We start from the raw sequence: 15,479 nt of genomic DNA on the forward strand, positions 1-15,479 counted from the left end.
TACGTGTGCGCCGTCTCAGGTCGTCTCGAAGATGTCGGCGGCGCGCTTGCCGATCTGATCGGCCTTCCACTTCGGAATCTTGAACTCCCAGCCGGCAGCCTTGGCATTGATCTCGTCGGCAGCCTTCTTCGCCTCGCCTTCGCCGGCCGCCGACAGTGACAACCATGCCTCGTCGGGCTTGCCGTCGCGACGCAGGCGCAAGGTGATCGTCAAGCCATCGCTGCTCTCGGCCGTGATCACGCTCACGGCTTCGCCGACGGGCGTTGAATCGAGCTTGCGCATGTCCTCGAGCTCGACCGATCCGAGGCTCAGCGCGATGTGCTCGATGCCCGCGCTCTCCTTGACCTTCAGTCCTTCAGGCACCGACTTGAGGACGAACTTGCCACCCTTTCCGGCCTCGCCCTCACGCTCGACAATGATCGGCGCCTCGCCCTGATGGGCGACGGTCACGCGCTTGAGCTTCTCCGTATCCGTCTTGAAGAAGACGGGATCGACCCAATCCTTGACGTCGAGCGTCACGTTCGGCTCGCCGCTCGCGAGCCACGTCTGTGTCTCATTCGGTCGGCGCACATAGATGCCCTGGCGGCCCGTGCCGAAGGCATTGGGGCGGCGTTTGCCGACGACGATCTCGCCCATCGGCTTCCCGCTCGCATCGAGCAGGCGCACGAGGCCGGACTTGGCGTCCGCAGCGGCGGGATCCTCGAGATCGAGCAGCGGCCAGCGATCCTTGGCCGCCGTCTTGGGCTCGGCAAGCTCGGCGTTCGTGAGCTGCACCAGGAGGGCGCGGACCTTGTCGGCCTGCACCGGGTAACCGTTGCGCTCCTTGATGGTCCAATGCTCGCCATTGCGGACGAACGTCAGTGTCCGCCCGCGCTTGGAAATCTCGACGCTGCCGAGCGCATTCGCCTGGCGGCGCAATTCCGGCATCACGGGACGGCCCTCGACCAGACCCAATGAGCGCTGCGTCGTCGAGGCGTGGACGATGGCGGCGAGGACGAGCGCGACGAACGTCGTCGCACCGAGGATCACGAATTGCTGGGGCTTGATCATGGTCTCAAGCTCTCCTCTCGCTGCCGGGCGCCTGACGGCGGCGGCGCGATAGTCCGACCGCGATGCCACCGAGGCCGATGAGCAGCGGCACAGCGGCGATGTTGAAGAACTTGAGCCAGCCGTCGAGGCGGTCGATGTCGCGCCGGAGATCGGCCTGCACGCCGCGCAACTCGCGACGGACGTCGATCATCTCCTTGCGGAAGCCATCGATGGTCTGGCGATCCTTGTCCGAGAGCAGGATCTGGCCGCCCTCGCCGCTCCGCGTCTCCATCTGCTGGAGCTTGCCCTGCAGCTCCTTGAGCTTGGCGTTGAGCGCCTGCTCTTTTTCGCGGTAGCGCCGCTCGGCATCGCGACGGATGTTGGCGACGCGCTCGAAGGGACGATCGTTCACGCCACGACTGCGCAGCATCGCGAGGGCCTCGCCACCCGAGAGATTTTCCAGCGCATTGATGACGAAGGCGGCATTGTGCGCCTGCGGCATCGCAAGGCGCTGGCCGAGCAGCTCCTGGATGCTCACCCAGAACTGATCGGCGAGAAGATCGCTGTCGGCAATGAGAATGACGTTGACCGGTCCGCTCGCGAAATGCGGCACGACGGGCTCGCCCTTGGGTGCCTCGGCGGCCTTGGCGCCCGCGGCGGGCGTATCCTTTGCGGCCGTACCCTCCGGTTTGTCACCGGGCTTCTCGTCAGGCTTTGCCGTTTCCGTCTTGGGACGCCCATCGGGGTAGGCGGTCTTGCCCTGGCCCGTGATGCGCGCGGCGAGCGTCAGAGGCTTGCCGCCGCTCTTGAACTCACGCGCCAGCGCCAACGGGTCCGGCATCACGCGCAGGCTCATGGCCGGCATCTCGCCCGCTGCCGGCGTCGTCTGGATGATCGGCTGCACGTTGGTGGTCGCACCATCAACCTTCGTGAAGAAGCCCACGGAGGCAAGGTTCATGCGCTCGATGCCCGCCGCCAGCGGATCAGCTTGATTGATATGCTGTGCGTCGACCTGCAGCCACGCCAGATAGTCCGTGACGACCGGCCGGCCCCCAGGACCGCCGCCGAACTGCACGCGCCGGGCCATCGTGGGATCGCCAGCGAGCTTCTCCGTATCGATGGAGACGCCCCAGGCCTTGATGAGGTCGAGGATATCGCCCGCCGGCGGCATCGCAGGCATCGGCATGCCCATCTGTGCCGTCGGCGGCGTCGATTCCGAGACCGGATCGATGAACGCAAGAACACGCCCGCCACGCAGCACATACTGATCGATGGCGTAGACGGCTTCCTTGGTGAGGTTCGTCGGCTGGGCGAGCATCAGCACGTCGATGTCGCCCGGGATCTCGGTGATTGTCTGCTCGAGCGGGCGGACCTCGAAGAACTCGCGGATCTGCTCCATGACCGTCCACGGCGGCGACGGCTGGCGCATGGGCTGCATGGGATTCATCGGACCGCCGTCGAGCGGGATGCTCGCCATGAGGCCGATGACCCGCTTCTTGGGATTGGCGAGACCGTAGATCAGCTTGGTCAGATCGTACTCGAGGAAGCGCTCGCGATCGGGCGCAAAGAACTCGATGGCCGCGTCGTTGTCGGTCGTGTTCGAGGCGACGAGCCCGAAATAGCCCGTGTCGCCCTCCTGATTGAGGCGGATGCCGCGCAGCCCGGCGGAGACGGCACGATCCTCGGCGTCGGAGAACGCCTCGGGCTCGAGCACGGTGAGCTGTATCTTGCCGCCCGAAAGATCGCGGTACTGCTCGAGCAGCGCCTTCACACGCTCGAAGTACTTGCCGAAGAGCGGCGCCACCTCGCCGAGCTTGCGCGTGTAGTAGAGACGGACGCTCACCGGCTCGTCGATGCGCTCGAGCACGCGCTTGGTGCCGTCAGAGATCGTATAGAGGCGCTCTGCCGTGAGGTCGGCTTTGGCGTTCTTCGCAATGGCGCTGAAGATCAGGTTCGCCGAGAGGAGGAGGAGCGCGGCGAGCGCCAGCGCACCCCACGCGAGCGTCCTGCGCTCGAGACGGGCCACCCAGCGCACGACCTCGCCGGGCGCGAGCAGGAGCTGGCCTGAGATTTTCTGGAAGGCTGCCTCGAAGGCCGAGGGCTTGGGGGACTGAATGGCCATGGACGCTCTCCCTCAGGCGGCCTTGCGCTGTTCGACGATGATGGCGTTCGCGAACAGGAAGAAGACGATGATGGAGAAATAGAAGAACAGGCTCGGCAGTGTGATGACGCCGCGGCTGATCAGCTCGAAGTGATTGAGGAAGCTCATCGACGCAATGGCATCCACGATGAATGAGGGCGCCCAGCTCCTGAAGAAGCCCAGCACCAGCTCGAGGCCGCTCATCACCATCAGGAAGCAGATCGTCGCCGCCACGATGAAGGCGATCACCTGGTTCTTCGTCAGCGCCGACACGCACGAGCCGATCGCGAGGAAGGCGCCCGCCATCAGGAAACTGCCGATGTAGCTCGCCAGGATCACGCCGTTGTCGGGATTGCCGAGGACGTTGACCGTGATCCACATGGGAAAGGTCAGCACCAGCGCAATGCCGATGAAGATCCAGGCCGCGAGGAACTTGCCGACGATCGCCTCGCCCGTCGAGATCGGCAGCGTCATCAGAAGCTCGATGGTTCCTGCCTTGCGCTCCTCGGCCCAAAGCCGCATGGCGATGGCCGGCACGAGCAGCAGGTAAAGCCAGGGGTGGTAGGAGAAGAAGGGTTGCAGATCGGCCTGACCACGCTCGAAGAAGTTGCCGATGAAGAAGGCGAAGGCGCCGGTCAGCGCGACGAAGATGACGACGAAGACGTAGGCGAGTGGCGTGCCGAAGTAGGCGCCGAGCTCGCGCTTGGTGATGATCCAGACATTACGCATGACGCGAGCCCTCGCTGCTCGTCGTGATCTCCCGGAAGACATCGTCGAGCTTGCCGCGCTCGACGAGCAGCTCCTCGACGACGATCGACTGGTCGCGGAGCAGCGCACCGACATCGGCGGCAATGCTCGCACCGGGCTTCGGCAGCGCCCTGAGGCGGATATGTCCGTTGATCGCCTCCGCGCGCTCGACCGAGGCCACACCGGCAAGCACGGCAAGTGCGGCAGCCAGCCGCTCGGCCTCGGCCGCCGCCACACGCACCGCGACGGCATTATGATAGTGCATCCGCCGCTGCAGATCCTCTGCGGTGCCGTCAGCGACAATGCGGCCGTGATCGATCACCACGGCGCGCGTGCAGACGGCCTCAACCTCTTCGAGAATGTGCGTCGAGACGATGATGGCCTTGTCCTTGGCCATCTCAGTGATCAGGCCGCGCACATGGTGCTTCTGATTGGGATCGAGACCGTCGGTCGGCTCGTCCATGATCAGGACGGGCGGATCGTGGAGAATGGCCTGGGCAATGCCGACGCGGCGCTTGTAGCCTTTCGATAGGGTCTCGATGCGCTGCGTTGCGACGCTTTCTAGTCCCGTGCGCGCGAGCGCGGCATCGACATGCGCGAACTTGCTCGCGCCATCGAACCCGCGAATCTCGGCGATGAAGTTCAGGAACGAGCGGGGCGTCATGTCCCCGTAGGCCGGCGCACCTTCCGGCAGATAACCGAGCTTAACCTTGGCTTCCTTGGGGCGGTCGGCGACGCTGATCCCGCAGATCCGCGCCCGGCCCGTATCCGGCTCCAGAAAGCCGGTGAGCATCTTCATCGTGGTCGACTTGCCGGCACCGTTGGGCCCGAGGAAACCCAGCACCTCGCCTTTCTCGACCTTGAGCGAAATGTCCTCGACAGCCAGGATCGGGCCAAATGACTTCCTGAGACGGTCCGCCTCGACGAGTACTGCCATTCAACTCCCTCCTCGTCGCCGCAATTCTGGAGCAGCGCGCACTCGCGACCGAGTGTGCGTGAGGCCCCGCGGCGGTCTCATTGGTTAGCTGCGGAGTTAGGCGCTCTTTTTGGCACTGTCAAGGATCGACTGCCAGACGTTCAATCTCACGCCTGCGTGTGCCAGCATCATGATGCAACCCTGACCGGTTGTAAGGACGACACGAAGCCGCGCACGGTAAACACTAGAGTTTTCCGCGCACATACAGAGAACGTGATTCGATTTGTGGCGGGCATGTCACGCACTGTTGTCAATAGCCATCGTGCCGTCCCGGCACGCTTGAGAGCCTCGCCATAGCTGTTGTACTTTGGGTCTCGATCGGCACGAGATGTTGGGCAGGAATGCCGTCAACCAATGTGCTGGACGGGGCGCCCTCGTATCGCAGCGCCCGTCGAGTAGCGTGGATGCCTGAGTAACTCCCGAGTCCGGGAAGGCATCGCCGTATAGCGTTTCCCTAGTTCCCGAGTTCGTAACCGCCCTGGCTTTTCCGTGGCGCCGTACGCGTTTGCGTCCGTCTGCCGCCCGGTGCCTGCCAGGGCCGATGTGGCATCGCGTGCCTGCACGACGGCACCTTGCTGCGATTCTGCGCAGGAGAAAAGAAGTATGGTCTGGAACGATGAGAGGGTCGAGCAGCTCAAGAAGCTCTGGGCTGACGGATTGAGCGCCAGCCAGATCGCCGCCCAGCTCGGCGAGGTGACCCGAAACGCGGTGATCGGAAAAGTGCACCGTCTCGGACTTGCCACCCGCGCCTCGAGCAACCGCACCAACAGCAGCCGCCTGCGCATGCGCCAGGCGCAACCGCGCCGCACCGTTCAGCGCCAGCGTGTCGCCAATGTCGGCAACACCGCTTTCCGCCAGATGCTGGAGGCCGATCTCTCGCCGAGCCCGATGTCCATCATCGAGGAGATCGAGATCCCCGTCGGCGAGCGCAAGACGCTTCAGCAGCTCACCGAGGGCATGTGCCGCTGGCCGATCGGCGACCCCCAGCAGGCCGACTTCCATTTCTGCGGCCGCAACAAGGTGACGGGCCTCCCCTATTGCGAGGCGCACGCCCGCCGCGCCTACCAGCCACCGCAGCCGCGCCGCCGCGATCGCGAGGTCAGCATTCCGACGCTGCCTGCCCTCTCGACCAAGGAGCCGGCCGGCACCTGACGCCGCCCGCCAGGGAGAGACTTGCGGAATGAAAACCGCAGCCGCACTGTGCCGGCTGCGGTTTTTCTTTTGCGGTTCGGATTTCAGGATCCGCGACCGCGGTGATCAATGGGGAGCTGATCATCCATGCCCGAGACAATCCTCGCTCTGGACCAAGGCACGACCTCCAGCCGCGCTTTGCTCTTCAACAGCGAGCTCAAAGTCATTGGCCTCGGCCAGGAGGAGCTGCCGCAGCACTATCCGGCCTCGGGATGGGTCGAGCATGACGCCGAGGACATCTGGCGCGGCACCATCGAGACCGCACGTACGGCCTTGAAGAAGGCCGATGTTGCGGCAGCGCGCGTCGCCGCCATCGGCATAACGAACCAGCGCGAGACGACCGTCGTCTGGGATTGGCGCACGGGAAAGCCCATCCACAAGGCCATCGTCTGGCAGGATCGGCGCACCGCCGATGTATGCGAGCGCATCAAGGGCGACGGCGTCGAAAGCCTGGTGAGCGAGCGCACGGGCCTCGTGCTCGATCCGTACTTCTCCGCGACCAAGATCGCGTGGCTGCTCGATCATGTGGAAGGCGCGCGTGCCGCCGCTGAGGCCGGTCACCTGCTCGCAGGCACGGTCGACAGCTTCCTCATCTGGCGATTGACGGGCGGCAAGGCCCATCTCACCGACGCGACCAACGCTTCGCGCACCTCCCTCTTCGATATCCGCAAGAACACGTGGGACGACGATCTCTGCCGCATTTTCCGCGTGCCGCGTGCGCTGCTGCCCGAGGTGCGCGACTGCGCCGCCGACTTCGGTGCGACGGACCCAGCGCTGCTCGGCGCGGCAATCCCGATCCGCGGCGTTGCCGGCGACCAGCAGTCGGCGCTCATCGGCCAGGGCTGTTTCACGCCCGGCATGATGAAGTCCACCTACGGCACCGGCTGTTTCGCCGTGCTCAATACCGGCAGCGAGCTGGTGCGCTCGAAGAACCGGCTGCTCTCGACAATCGGCTTTCGCCTCGATGGCGAGACCGCCTACGCACTCGAAGGCTCGATCTTCGTCGCGGGTGCGGCCGTGCAGTGGCTGCGCGATGGTCTCAAGGTGCTCAAATCCGCTGCTGAGACGGGGCCCATGGCGGCCGCGGCTGATGCCGAGCAGAACGTGTACATGGTGCCGGGCTTCGTCGGCCTCGGCGCACCGCACTGGGAGCCGCGCGCACGCGGTGCCCTGTTCGGACTGACGCGCGCCACCGGCCCCGCCGAGCTCGCGCGCGCCGCGCTCGAGTCCGTCTGCTACCAGACCTGCGACCTGCTCAACGCCATGCGCGGCGACTGGCCGGCTTGTGCCAATGTGGTGCTGCGCGTGGATGGTGGCATGGTCGCCAGCGACTGGACCATGCAATTCCTCGCCGATGTGCTCGCAGCCCGCGTCGATCGGCCAACTATGCTCGAAACGACCGCCCTTGGCGCGGCGTGGCTCGCCGGACACAAGGCCGGCGTACTTCCCGATCGCGAAGGTTTCCAGAAATCCTGGCAGCTCGATCGCAGCTTCCTGCCGGCCATGGCGCCTGATGAACGCGCGCGACGCTATGCTGGCTGGCGCAGCGCCGTTGCGGCAACGCTGGCGCACGCAGCCGCCGAAACGGGCCGTCAATCTCCTTAGCTGTGTGTTCACGAGGGGTGACGCACGTTCACTTGTGCTTGAGTAGCGCTGTCAATCCACGGTTTCCGCCGTATCTTCACGCATAATGCTTGGCGCACGCCGCGCCCGTATCGGCGTTCCAGAGCTTTGGATGAGTAGCAGTTCGCGCTTCGGCAGCCGGCGCAAGGGGTGCAAGAAGAGGTCTGCCGCCGCACAGCGGAGCGATCGGAATGTCAGGCCCGTCCCGAATAGAAAGCAATCCGAAGGGATCGGTCTGCCGTGCTGCAGGAAGCCGCGGCCGACGTCGCCATTGGCTTGTCCTCGCGGTGCTGATCGCCGTCCCGTGCGCAATGTTCGCAATGGGCGGGCATGAGTTTCTGACTCTCAAGACCATCGGCCTCAACTACGAGGCCCTGCGCGCCTTCATCTCGGAAAACATCTCCACCGCACTCGCTCTCTACATGGCGGTCTACATATCGGTCGTTGCGTTCTCGCTGCCCTGCGCAACCGTGCTGACGCTGGCTGGCGGCCTGCTCTTCGGCTGGAAGATCGCAACACCCGTCACCTTGGTTGCAGCGACAGCCGGCGCCACGATCATTTTCCTGGTCGCGCGATCGTCCCTCGGCACGGTGATGGCCTCGCGCGTCGGGCCATGGCTCGAGCGACTGCGCGGCGGCTTCGCCGAAAATGCCCTGAGCTATCTTCTGTTCCTGCGGCTCATGCCGGCCTTCCCCTTTGTCGTCGTCAATTTGGCAGCAGCCGTGCTCGGCGTGCCATTGCGGACCTATGTGCTCGGGACGTTTGTCGGTATCATCCCAGCCACCACCGCGTTCACAGTTGCCGGGGCGGGGCTCGGCAGCGTGATCAAGGCGCAGAACCGCAGCTATCACGCGTGCCTCGCCACCCAGCCGGTCAACCCGGACGTGGCGTGCCCGTACAGGATCGACACCAGTGCCCTTGTCACCAAGGAGCTGATCCTGGCGCTCGCGCTGCTCGGCATCGTCGCGCTGATCCCGGTGGCACTGAAGAAGTGGAGGGCGCGGGATGCAGAGGTCAAAGGCGGAATCTGAGGAAGCCGGGCGCGCGCTCGGCCACGGCGGCACCATCAACGCGGACATCTGCATCATTGGCGCGGGCTCGGGCGGACTTTCCGTCGCAGCATCGACCGTGCTGCTCGGGATGAAGGTCGTTCTCATCGAGAAGCATCTCATGGGCGGCGACTGCCTCAATACGGGCTGCGTTCCCTCCAAGGCACTGATCGCCGCGGCGCGGCGCGCCCACGATATGCGCACGGCCGGACAGTTCGGCATCACCGCCGTCGAACCGCAGGTCGATGCGACGGCGGTCAACGATCACATCAAGTCCGTCATCGCAGGGATCGCGCGCAACGACTCCGTCGAGCGCTTCACCGGCATGGGCGTCGAGGTCATCCATGCTGCAGCCCGCTTCCGCGACAAGAGCACCGTCGAAGCCGGAGACACCCTGGTCAAGGCCTTCCGCTTCGTCATCGCCACCGGCTCGTCGCCGGACGTGCCGGCCATCCCGGGACTGGACAAGGTCCCCTACCTTACGAACGAGAGCATATTCGATCTTCGCCAGCCGGTCGGCCATCTTGTCGTCATCGGCGGAGGATCGGTCGGCATGGAGCTGGCGCAGGCCTACCTGCGGTTCGGCGCCCAGGTCACGGTGCTCGAAAGCCTGAAAGCCCTCGGCCGCGACGACCCCGAGCTTTCCGATGTCGTGCTCAAACACGTGCGCGCGGAAGGCCTCGTGGTTCGCGAGGGCGTGCGGGTCGAGCGCGTCTCCGGCTGGCCCGGTGCTGTGCAAGTGATGATCACGACACCCGAAGGCGTCGTCGAAACGGTCGAAGGGACGCACCTCCTTATTGCCGCAGGGCGCAGGCCCAATGTGCAGGATCTCAACCTGGAAGCGGCGGGCATCAAGTACGACAAGCGCGGCATCATGGTCAGCAGCGGCCTTGTGACATCCAACCGCAGGGTCTTCGCCATCGGCGATGTCATCGGCGGCCAGCAGTTCACCCATGTGGCCAATTACCACGCCGGCATCGTCTTCCGCCGAGCGCTGTTCCGCCTGCCGGCCAAAGTCCGCAACGAACTGATCCCCTGGGTGACGTTCACCGATCCCGAGCTGGCTCAGGTGGGCCTTACCGAGGACCAGGCCCGCCAGAAACACGGGACAATCCAGGTCTTCCGCTGGCCTTACCACGAGAATGACCGTGCCCAGGCCGAGCGGGCGACGGAGGGCTTCGTGAAGGTCGTAACCGACCGCAAGGGGGCCATTCTCGGTGCCGGCATCGTCGGCCGGGAGGCCGGCGAGCTGATCCAAATCTGGTCGCTGGCCATCTCCCAGGGGCTGAAAATCACCGCCATGACCGAGTGGATCGCCCCCTATCCCACCCTTGGCGAGATCAGCAAGCGGGCGGCTATGGGCACCTATGCTCTAACTGCCGGAAAGCCCCTCGTGCGGAAGATGGTTGGGCTCTTGCGCAAGCTCGGCTAGAATGTCCTGGGATTTCCTGCCTGTGGAGGAGGGAATTCGGTCCGGGAGACCACTGCGGGGCGGCTTCGCAGGCTAGCATGCTGCACGGGCTTGCAGCGCAGAACGGCTCCCGAAGAGCTCGCCGGGACGGCACCGGCTTGAACCAAAGACCAGCACGCGCGAACGCGCCTGGGTGTCGAGCGCACGTCGGCGTGTGCTTTGCAAAACGGTCCAAGAAGGGACGCGAGGTTTGGACCAGAAGGTCGAGCATCCCGTGGACGTGGACATCGCGGTCCCGAGCCGGAGCCGTGCCGCAGCCGCGCGCGTCAAGTCTCGCCTTCAGAAACTCGGCCTTCCGGGCAAGCTGCTCATCCTCACCATTCTCTTCGTGATGCTGGCCGAAATCCTGATCTTCGTGCCCTCGGTCGCGAACTATCGCGTCAACTGGCTGACCGACCGCCTCCGCTCCGCGCAGCTCGCGTCGCTTGCTGCCGAGGCCTCTCCCCAAGGCGCCGTGCCTCAGGCCCTGCGTGACGAGCTGCTTCGCACCGCCCAGGTGCGCGCCGTGGCGCTCAAGCGCAATGACCAGCGCCAGCTCATTCTCGCCTCCGACCCGATGCCGGCGATCGATGCGACGTACGACCTGTCGCCACAGGGACCGGACGGCATGATCTCGAGCTTCAGCCGGCGGGCGAGCCAGGTATGGGATGCCGTCGCGGTCCTGTTCTCCAACGGCGACCGCACGCTGCGCGTCATCGGCCTCCCGCACGAAGGCGCGGGCGTGCTGATCGAGGTCGTGCTGCCCGAGGCCCCGCTCAGGGCGGCCATGCTCAAGTTCGGCCTCAACATCCTCGTTCTGTCGATCATCATCTCGGTTATCACCGCGGCGCTCGTTTATTACGCACTCACCATGCTGCTCGTCCGCCCGATGCTGCGCCTCGCTTCCAACATGCAGCACTTCACGGAGCGCCCGGAGGATGCGAGCCGGATCATCTCCCCTTCCGAGCGCAAAGACGAGATCGGCACTGCCGAGCGCGAGCTCGCCCACATGCAGTCCGAGTTGCATCATCTGCTCAATCAGAGGAGCCGCCTCGCGGCGCTTGGCCTCGCCGTGAGCAAGATCAATCACGATCTGCGCAACCTGCTCGCCAATACGCAGCTTCTCTCCGACCGCCTGATGTCGAGCCCCGATCCGACCGTGCAGAGCTTTGCGCCGAAGCTCATTGCCTCCCTCGACCGCGCCATTGCCTTCTGCAACGACACGCTGCGCTTCGGTCGCGCCCAGGAGCCGGCACCGCGCCGCGAGCTCATTCCCTTGCGCTCGCTGGCCGAGGAGGTCGGCGATGGGCTCGGCTTGTCGCCGTCGACACGGGTCATGCTCGCTGTTGCGGTCGATGAGGCCGTCATCGTGGATGCGGACCGGGACCAGCTCTATCGCGTGCTGTCCAACCTCGTGCGCAACTCGCTGCAGGCCATCGAGGCGCACCGCGGGGACGGTCCGGGCACGATCACCATTGCTGCGTGGCGCACGCCCCGCGCGACGCATATCCGGCTGAGCGACACCGGGCCGGGCGTGCCGGAGCGGGCGCGTGTCCACCTCTTCCAGGCCTTCCAGGGATCGGCACGCAAGGGTGGCACCGGTCTTGGCCTCACCATCGCGCGCGAGCTCGTGGTCGCGCATGGTGGCGAGCTCCGCCTCGTCGACAACACGGCCGGGCGCGGCGCCGTCTTCGAGATCGAGCTCCCCGACCGCGGCAAGCCCGCCTGAGCCAGCGGCCCTGCGCGAGACGCGCCCTGGTGTCCCGCTTCCGCGGGTTCGCCCCATATCGCTGCTGGCGTCCTGAACGAACTTCGGCGTCAAAGGGACACTGGAATCATAGCCTTGCTCGTGTGGTGCAGATCGAGAAGTTCGCTCCGTAGCGCGCCGCGGGATGCAGAGAATTTCTCGATCGTCACACTAGCCCCGCCGCGGCAACCATATTCAGAACGTATGCCTCGCTTCCGCCACCCGCTCCCACTAGCATCACCCTGATTGCGGACGAGCGGCGCGGCGCCCCGTCCGCGGGCGGGGGATGACATGGGAGAAGCTTGTGGCCGACAAACGCCGCGACGCCCTCATTCAGGGCGATACCATTATCAAGGGCACGATTCTCAACGCCGGCGCGATCGACGTTTATGGCTACGTCGAGGGCAACATCGCGGCGCAGAACTTGCGCGTCCATGAAGGGGGCCGGATCGCCGGGAAGCTCAAGGCCGACACGGCGGAGGTCCGCGGCACGCTGCAGGGCGAGGCCATCGTCAAGCGGCTGATCAAGATCACCAGCACGGGCGTCGTCGAAGGCGACATCCGCTACGGCAGCATCTCGCTCGAAGCCGGTGGAGACCTCTCGGCCGAGCTGCGCAACATTCCGCCCGAGATCGCGGGCGATCTCGAGCTGGTGGTTTCGCGCGGCCAGTCCGTCGTCGTAACGGTGATGGACCTCATGGCGATCGACCCGGACCATGGCGCCGATGCCCTCACCTTTACCGTGACGAGCCCGACAGGCGGCTGGGTCGCCATGTCCGACGCGCCGCGCGAAGCCGTGACGTCCTTCAAGCAGACTGACATCGAAGCCGGGCGCGTCCTGTTCGTGCACGATGGCTCGGCCGGCAATCGGGCGAGCTTCGACGTGGTGGTCGTGGACGGCGCCGGAGCTGCGTCCGGGGCTGCTCAGACGGTCAAGGTGGCGGTTCTGGCGAAGTAGTGCTTGGGTGCTGGACAGCGTCCCGCTCAGCACCTATAAGGTCGCGGCTTGCGTGGGGCTTCGAGAGCTGCCGCGTTACGCCCAGGTAGCTCAGTTGGTAGAGCATGCGACTGAAAATCGCAGTGTCGGTGGTTCGATTCCGCCCCTGGGCACCATTGAAAATCCACAACAATTCGGACTGAGCGGTGACGGCGGAAAACGCCTTATGGGATATCCATGGGTTATCGCCGACGCAAAGCCCCCTCTTGCTGCGACTCTTAGTGATCCCCACCTGATTAGGTAATACGATCACTGAGGGGATTCATACATGTCTGCGGATACTGACGGCGGCTCGCTGGCCGCTACGATTGCACGCGCGCGCGTCAAAGCTGACCAGATGGCAGCCGAATATGCCGACCATATGAGTCAGCCGGACTTCAGCATGTTGAGCCCGCGAGAGCTGATCAGCATGGCGGAGGGCAGCCGCCGGCTGACATCTGCTGAAGTCGCAGCTTTGGACGAGGCGTGGTTCCGCATGTTCGGCGAGCGCATCACCGAGGACAGCAACGCTCGCCGCACCGAAGAGCCACCCAAGCCGGCCTTGCCGCCTCCAAACTTCATGTTGTCGCCGAAGCTGGCAGCGGAAGTGATGGGCGTTTCGCTGTCCTACCTCAAGCGTGCCGAGAAGAGCGGCAAGTTGCCGAAGCGCGTACGGCTCGGCGGACGCCGCGTGGCGTACTTCTCGAAAGACATCGCGGAATGGCAAGAGCGCATTGCCGAGACGGCTAGAGGGTCGCGTCGGCCTCACTAGAGCCCGTCTGAGCCGAAGGGCCCGGCAGCCTAACGAGCCAAATCGGCCGACTTGACGGTGACGGGAGCTTCGCCGCGTTCGTACTTCCTCGAGGCGATGCTCTCGATCTCACTCCGATAGTCGTGGAAGCGCGCCGTGAGGTTGCGCTGGTCCTTGCCGTCCTCTCCCGAACGGTCGCGCAAGGCTTCCTTGCTGACGAAAATGGAGATCGAGGTGTCACCGTCGACCATTCGGAACCGCAGCCCGTCCGCATGAAAGTCAGGGACGACAGGAGAGGTCGGGTCGCGCGTCAAAGGCATGGCAGCGTGCTCCAACGTTAGTGTGCGTGTCGGCTAGTGTGCGGTGATTGGGCCAATAAGTAAGATCTTGACCTTGGCCCAATCAGCGACCGGCCGAGAGATCTGCTCATGGCGAGCTGGCCGACGGGCCCGTCGGGGGACAGCGTGCATAACGTGACCATGGATGCTTGCGGGCGTCGCCGCGCCGCGCCAGTGATGGCTGCATTCATCCATCGGGTCATTTCAGAGGCGTCGTGCGGCCATGAAGAATTACATCCGCGAACACCGCGCGCTCCTGCTTTGCTCGGCGGCCATACTGGCCTTCTGCGCGCTGCTGGTCGGCAGCATGCTTCTTGTCTACCCCGTCGGCGAGCAGCCGCCGGACGCAATCAAAGGCGCGGCCATCGGCGCCGTCATTCTCTCCACTCTCACAGTGTTTGCGAACATCTTTGCGTTTATCGCCTGGATGTTGGGTCGAATGCAGCTTGGCTTTCAGCGGCTCGGCCTTGTCATCTTGCCCGCCGCAGCAGTCGTGCTGCTCTTCAATAGCTTCATTCGAGTGGAGGGCGAATTCGGCGACTACAGCTGGTATTGGAGAAGTGACACCAACGCGGTAGATCAGCTGCTGGAGGGCCTTTTCTGGACGCTCACGTACTCGGCAGTCGTTGCACTGTCGTACGTCGCGCTTGTCGGGCTGACGGCCTGGATAGCAGAAGGCTTTAGGCAGTCGGATCGCGGCTAGCGCCTCGAGCGTAGTGGCGCCGGGCCCATCGGGTAACAGACGGCCTGCGCACATTGGGTCCCATATTCGCGCCTGAACGCGGACCCTACCCCGTACCTCCCCCAAAGAAGTCGCTTCAAAGATATGAGGGAATGCGGAGTGAACCGGCTCGCTATTCCCAGATCCATCCTTGCATATGCACCAGCAATTTTCCCCCGCCTCGCTCTCAAAATTTTTTCCCGGCTTGTCGTGGGTAATTACCTTGGAAGTCCCGACAGACAGGAGAATGTCTATTCAAATCAAAAGCTGCGCGCTTCATGAAATACGGTGTGCGCTATCGTTATAATTCCTTGACTTTTCTATTGATTTTTCTGACGCGACCGCTTATATTGATTTGTATATGGGAGAGGCTTTGCCATTGGGCATATCGGCCGGCTCCGACACAAACCAGCAAACCAGGCACAGAGATATAGCGACGAACGGCGTTTCTGCCGAGCGGACGCCTTTTGTGCGTTTCATCCACGGAGATTGAGAAATGACGTTTTCCACCGAAGACCGCATCGGCCTTGCTAACCGGATGATCGGCGCCAAAGCCGTATGCGACATGACCAGCCTTAGCCGTTTCGCAGTCTATCAGCTTGCGAAGGCCGGCAATTTTCCCAACCCCTACCAGATGGGCCCCAAGCGCATCGCTTGGCGTGAGGCCGAGGTTCTGAAATGGCTCGAAAGCCGCCCTCCGGTCACTTGGGCCGCAGCCTAACCTCCTGGAATAAAAAACCC

Annotated in this window: 14 protein-coding genes and 1 tRNA gene; 10 read left to right on the forward strand and 5 right to left on the reverse strand. The window is 64.4% G+C overall.

Going from position 1 to position 15,479, the window contains the following annotated elements; genetic code table 11:
• Positions 1-15: 15 nt before the first annotated feature.
• The 4 genes from CS1BSM3_RS10425 to CS1BSM3_RS10440 are packed head-to-tail and all read right to left on the reverse strand — an operon-like array spanning position 16 to position 4,853.
• Complete coding sequence (locus CS1BSM3_RS10425; protein ID WP_072386987.1) at positions 16-1,050, reverse strand: DUF4340 domain-containing protein; 1,035 nt, start codon at positions 1,048-1,050, stop codon at positions 16-18.
• A gap of 4 nt (positions 1,051-1,054) precedes the next feature.
• Positions 1,055-3,151, reverse strand: coding sequence for a GldG family protein (locus CS1BSM3_RS10430; RefSeq protein ID WP_083528498.1), 2,097 nt, complete (start codon positions 3,149-3,151; stop codon positions 1,055-1,057).
• Positions 3,152-3,163: 12 nt separating this feature from the next.
• Complete coding sequence (locus CS1BSM3_RS10435) at positions 3,164-3,898, reverse strand: ABC transporter permease subunit (RefSeq protein ID WP_072386989.1); 735 nt, start codon at positions 3,896-3,898, stop codon at positions 3,164-3,166.
• The gene (locus CS1BSM3_RS10440) at positions 3,891-4,853 is read right to left on the reverse strand and encodes an ABC transporter ATP-binding protein (protein WP_072386991.1); all 963 of its coding nucleotides are present in this window, start codon (positions 4,851-4,853) and stop codon (positions 3,891-3,893) included. The genes CS1BSM3_RS10435 and CS1BSM3_RS10440 overlap by 8 nt, the downstream gene beginning before the upstream one ends.
• Before the next feature lie 642 nt (positions 4,854-5,495).
• On the opposite strand from CS1BSM3_RS10440, the gene CS1BSM3_RS10445 reads away from it, so the two are divergent.
• The 8 genes from CS1BSM3_RS10445 to CS1BSM3_RS10480 all read left to right on the forward strand — a co-directional run bounded on the left by CS1BSM3_RS10445 (position 5,496) and on the right by CS1BSM3_RS10480 (position 13,700).
• The gene (locus tag CS1BSM3_RS10445; protein ID WP_072386992.1) at positions 5,496-6,044 is read left to right on the forward strand and encodes a GcrA family cell cycle regulator; all 549 of its coding nucleotides are present in this window, start codon (positions 5,496-5,498) and stop codon (positions 6,042-6,044) included.
• A gap of 126 nt (positions 6,045-6,170) precedes the next feature.
• The gene (gene glpK, locus CS1BSM3_RS10450) at positions 6,171-7,688 is read left to right on the forward strand and encodes a glycerol kinase GlpK (RefSeq protein ID WP_072386993.1); all 1,518 of its coding nucleotides are present in this window, start codon (positions 6,171-6,173) and stop codon (positions 7,686-7,688) included.
• Between the two features lie 209 nt (positions 7,689-7,897).
• Positions 7,898-8,737 (forward strand): TVP38/TMEM64 family protein, encoded by an 840-nt coding sequence (locus CS1BSM3_RS10455; protein ID WP_072386994.1) that lies wholly within the window; start codon positions 7,898-7,900, stop codon positions 8,735-8,737.
• The gene (locus CS1BSM3_RS10460) at positions 8,712-10,187 is read left to right on the forward strand and encodes a dihydrolipoyl dehydrogenase family protein (RefSeq protein ID WP_083528499.1); all 1,476 of its coding nucleotides are present in this window, start codon (positions 8,712-8,714) and stop codon (positions 10,185-10,187) included. The genes CS1BSM3_RS10455 and CS1BSM3_RS10460 overlap by 26 nt, the downstream gene beginning before the upstream one ends.
• Before the next feature lie 229 nt (positions 10,188-10,416).
• Positions 10,417-11,934 (forward strand): sensor histidine kinase, encoded by a 1,518-nt coding sequence (locus tag CS1BSM3_RS10465; protein ID WP_348532896.1) that lies wholly within the window; start codon positions 10,417-10,419, stop codon positions 11,932-11,934.
• Positions 11,935-12,256: 322 nt separating this feature from the next.
• Positions 12,257-12,910 carry a polymer-forming cytoskeletal protein gene (locus tag CS1BSM3_RS10470; protein WP_072388067.1) on the forward strand — a complete coding sequence of 218 codons (654 nt, stop codon included), beginning with the start codon at positions 12,257-12,259 and terminating at the stop codon, positions 12,908-12,910.
• 79 nt (positions 12,911-12,989) lie between these two features.
• Positions 12,990-13,065, forward strand: a tRNA-Phe gene (locus CS1BSM3_RS10475).
• A 152-nt stretch (positions 13,066-13,217) separates the two neighbouring features.
• Complete coding sequence (locus tag CS1BSM3_RS10480) at positions 13,218-13,700, forward strand: helix-turn-helix transcriptional regulator (protein ID WP_072386995.1); 483 nt, start codon at positions 13,218-13,220, stop codon at positions 13,698-13,700.
• 29 nt (positions 13,701-13,729) lie between these two features.
• On the opposite strand, the gene CS1BSM3_RS10485 is transcribed toward CS1BSM3_RS10480, so the two are convergent.
• Positions 13,730-13,999: a DUF1488 family protein gene (locus tag CS1BSM3_RS10485; RefSeq protein WP_072386997.1), complete on the reverse strand. Its 270-nt coding sequence runs from the start codon at positions 13,997-13,999 to the stop codon at positions 13,730-13,732.
• A 241-nt stretch (positions 14,000-14,240) separates the two neighbouring features.
• Between CS1BSM3_RS10485 and CS1BSM3_RS10490 the strand changes: the two genes are divergently transcribed.
• Together CS1BSM3_RS10490 and CS1BSM3_RS10495 are read left to right on the forward strand one after the other, a co-directional pair.
• Positions 14,241-14,720, forward strand: coding sequence for a hypothetical protein (locus CS1BSM3_RS10490; RefSeq protein ID WP_072386999.1), 480 nt, complete (start codon positions 14,241-14,243; stop codon positions 14,718-14,720).
• Between the two features lie 514 nt (positions 14,721-15,234).
• A complete protein-coding gene (locus CS1BSM3_RS10495; RefSeq protein WP_210188768.1) occupies positions 15,235-15,459 on the forward strand; it encodes a helix-turn-helix transcriptional regulator in 225 nt (74 codons plus the stop codon).
• Positions 15,460-15,479: the final 20 nt, after the last annotated feature.

The organism is Hyphomicrobium sp. CS1BSMeth3, assembly GCF_900117415.1.
GTDB lineage: Bacteria > Pseudomonadota > Alphaproteobacteria > Rhizobiales > Hyphomicrobiaceae.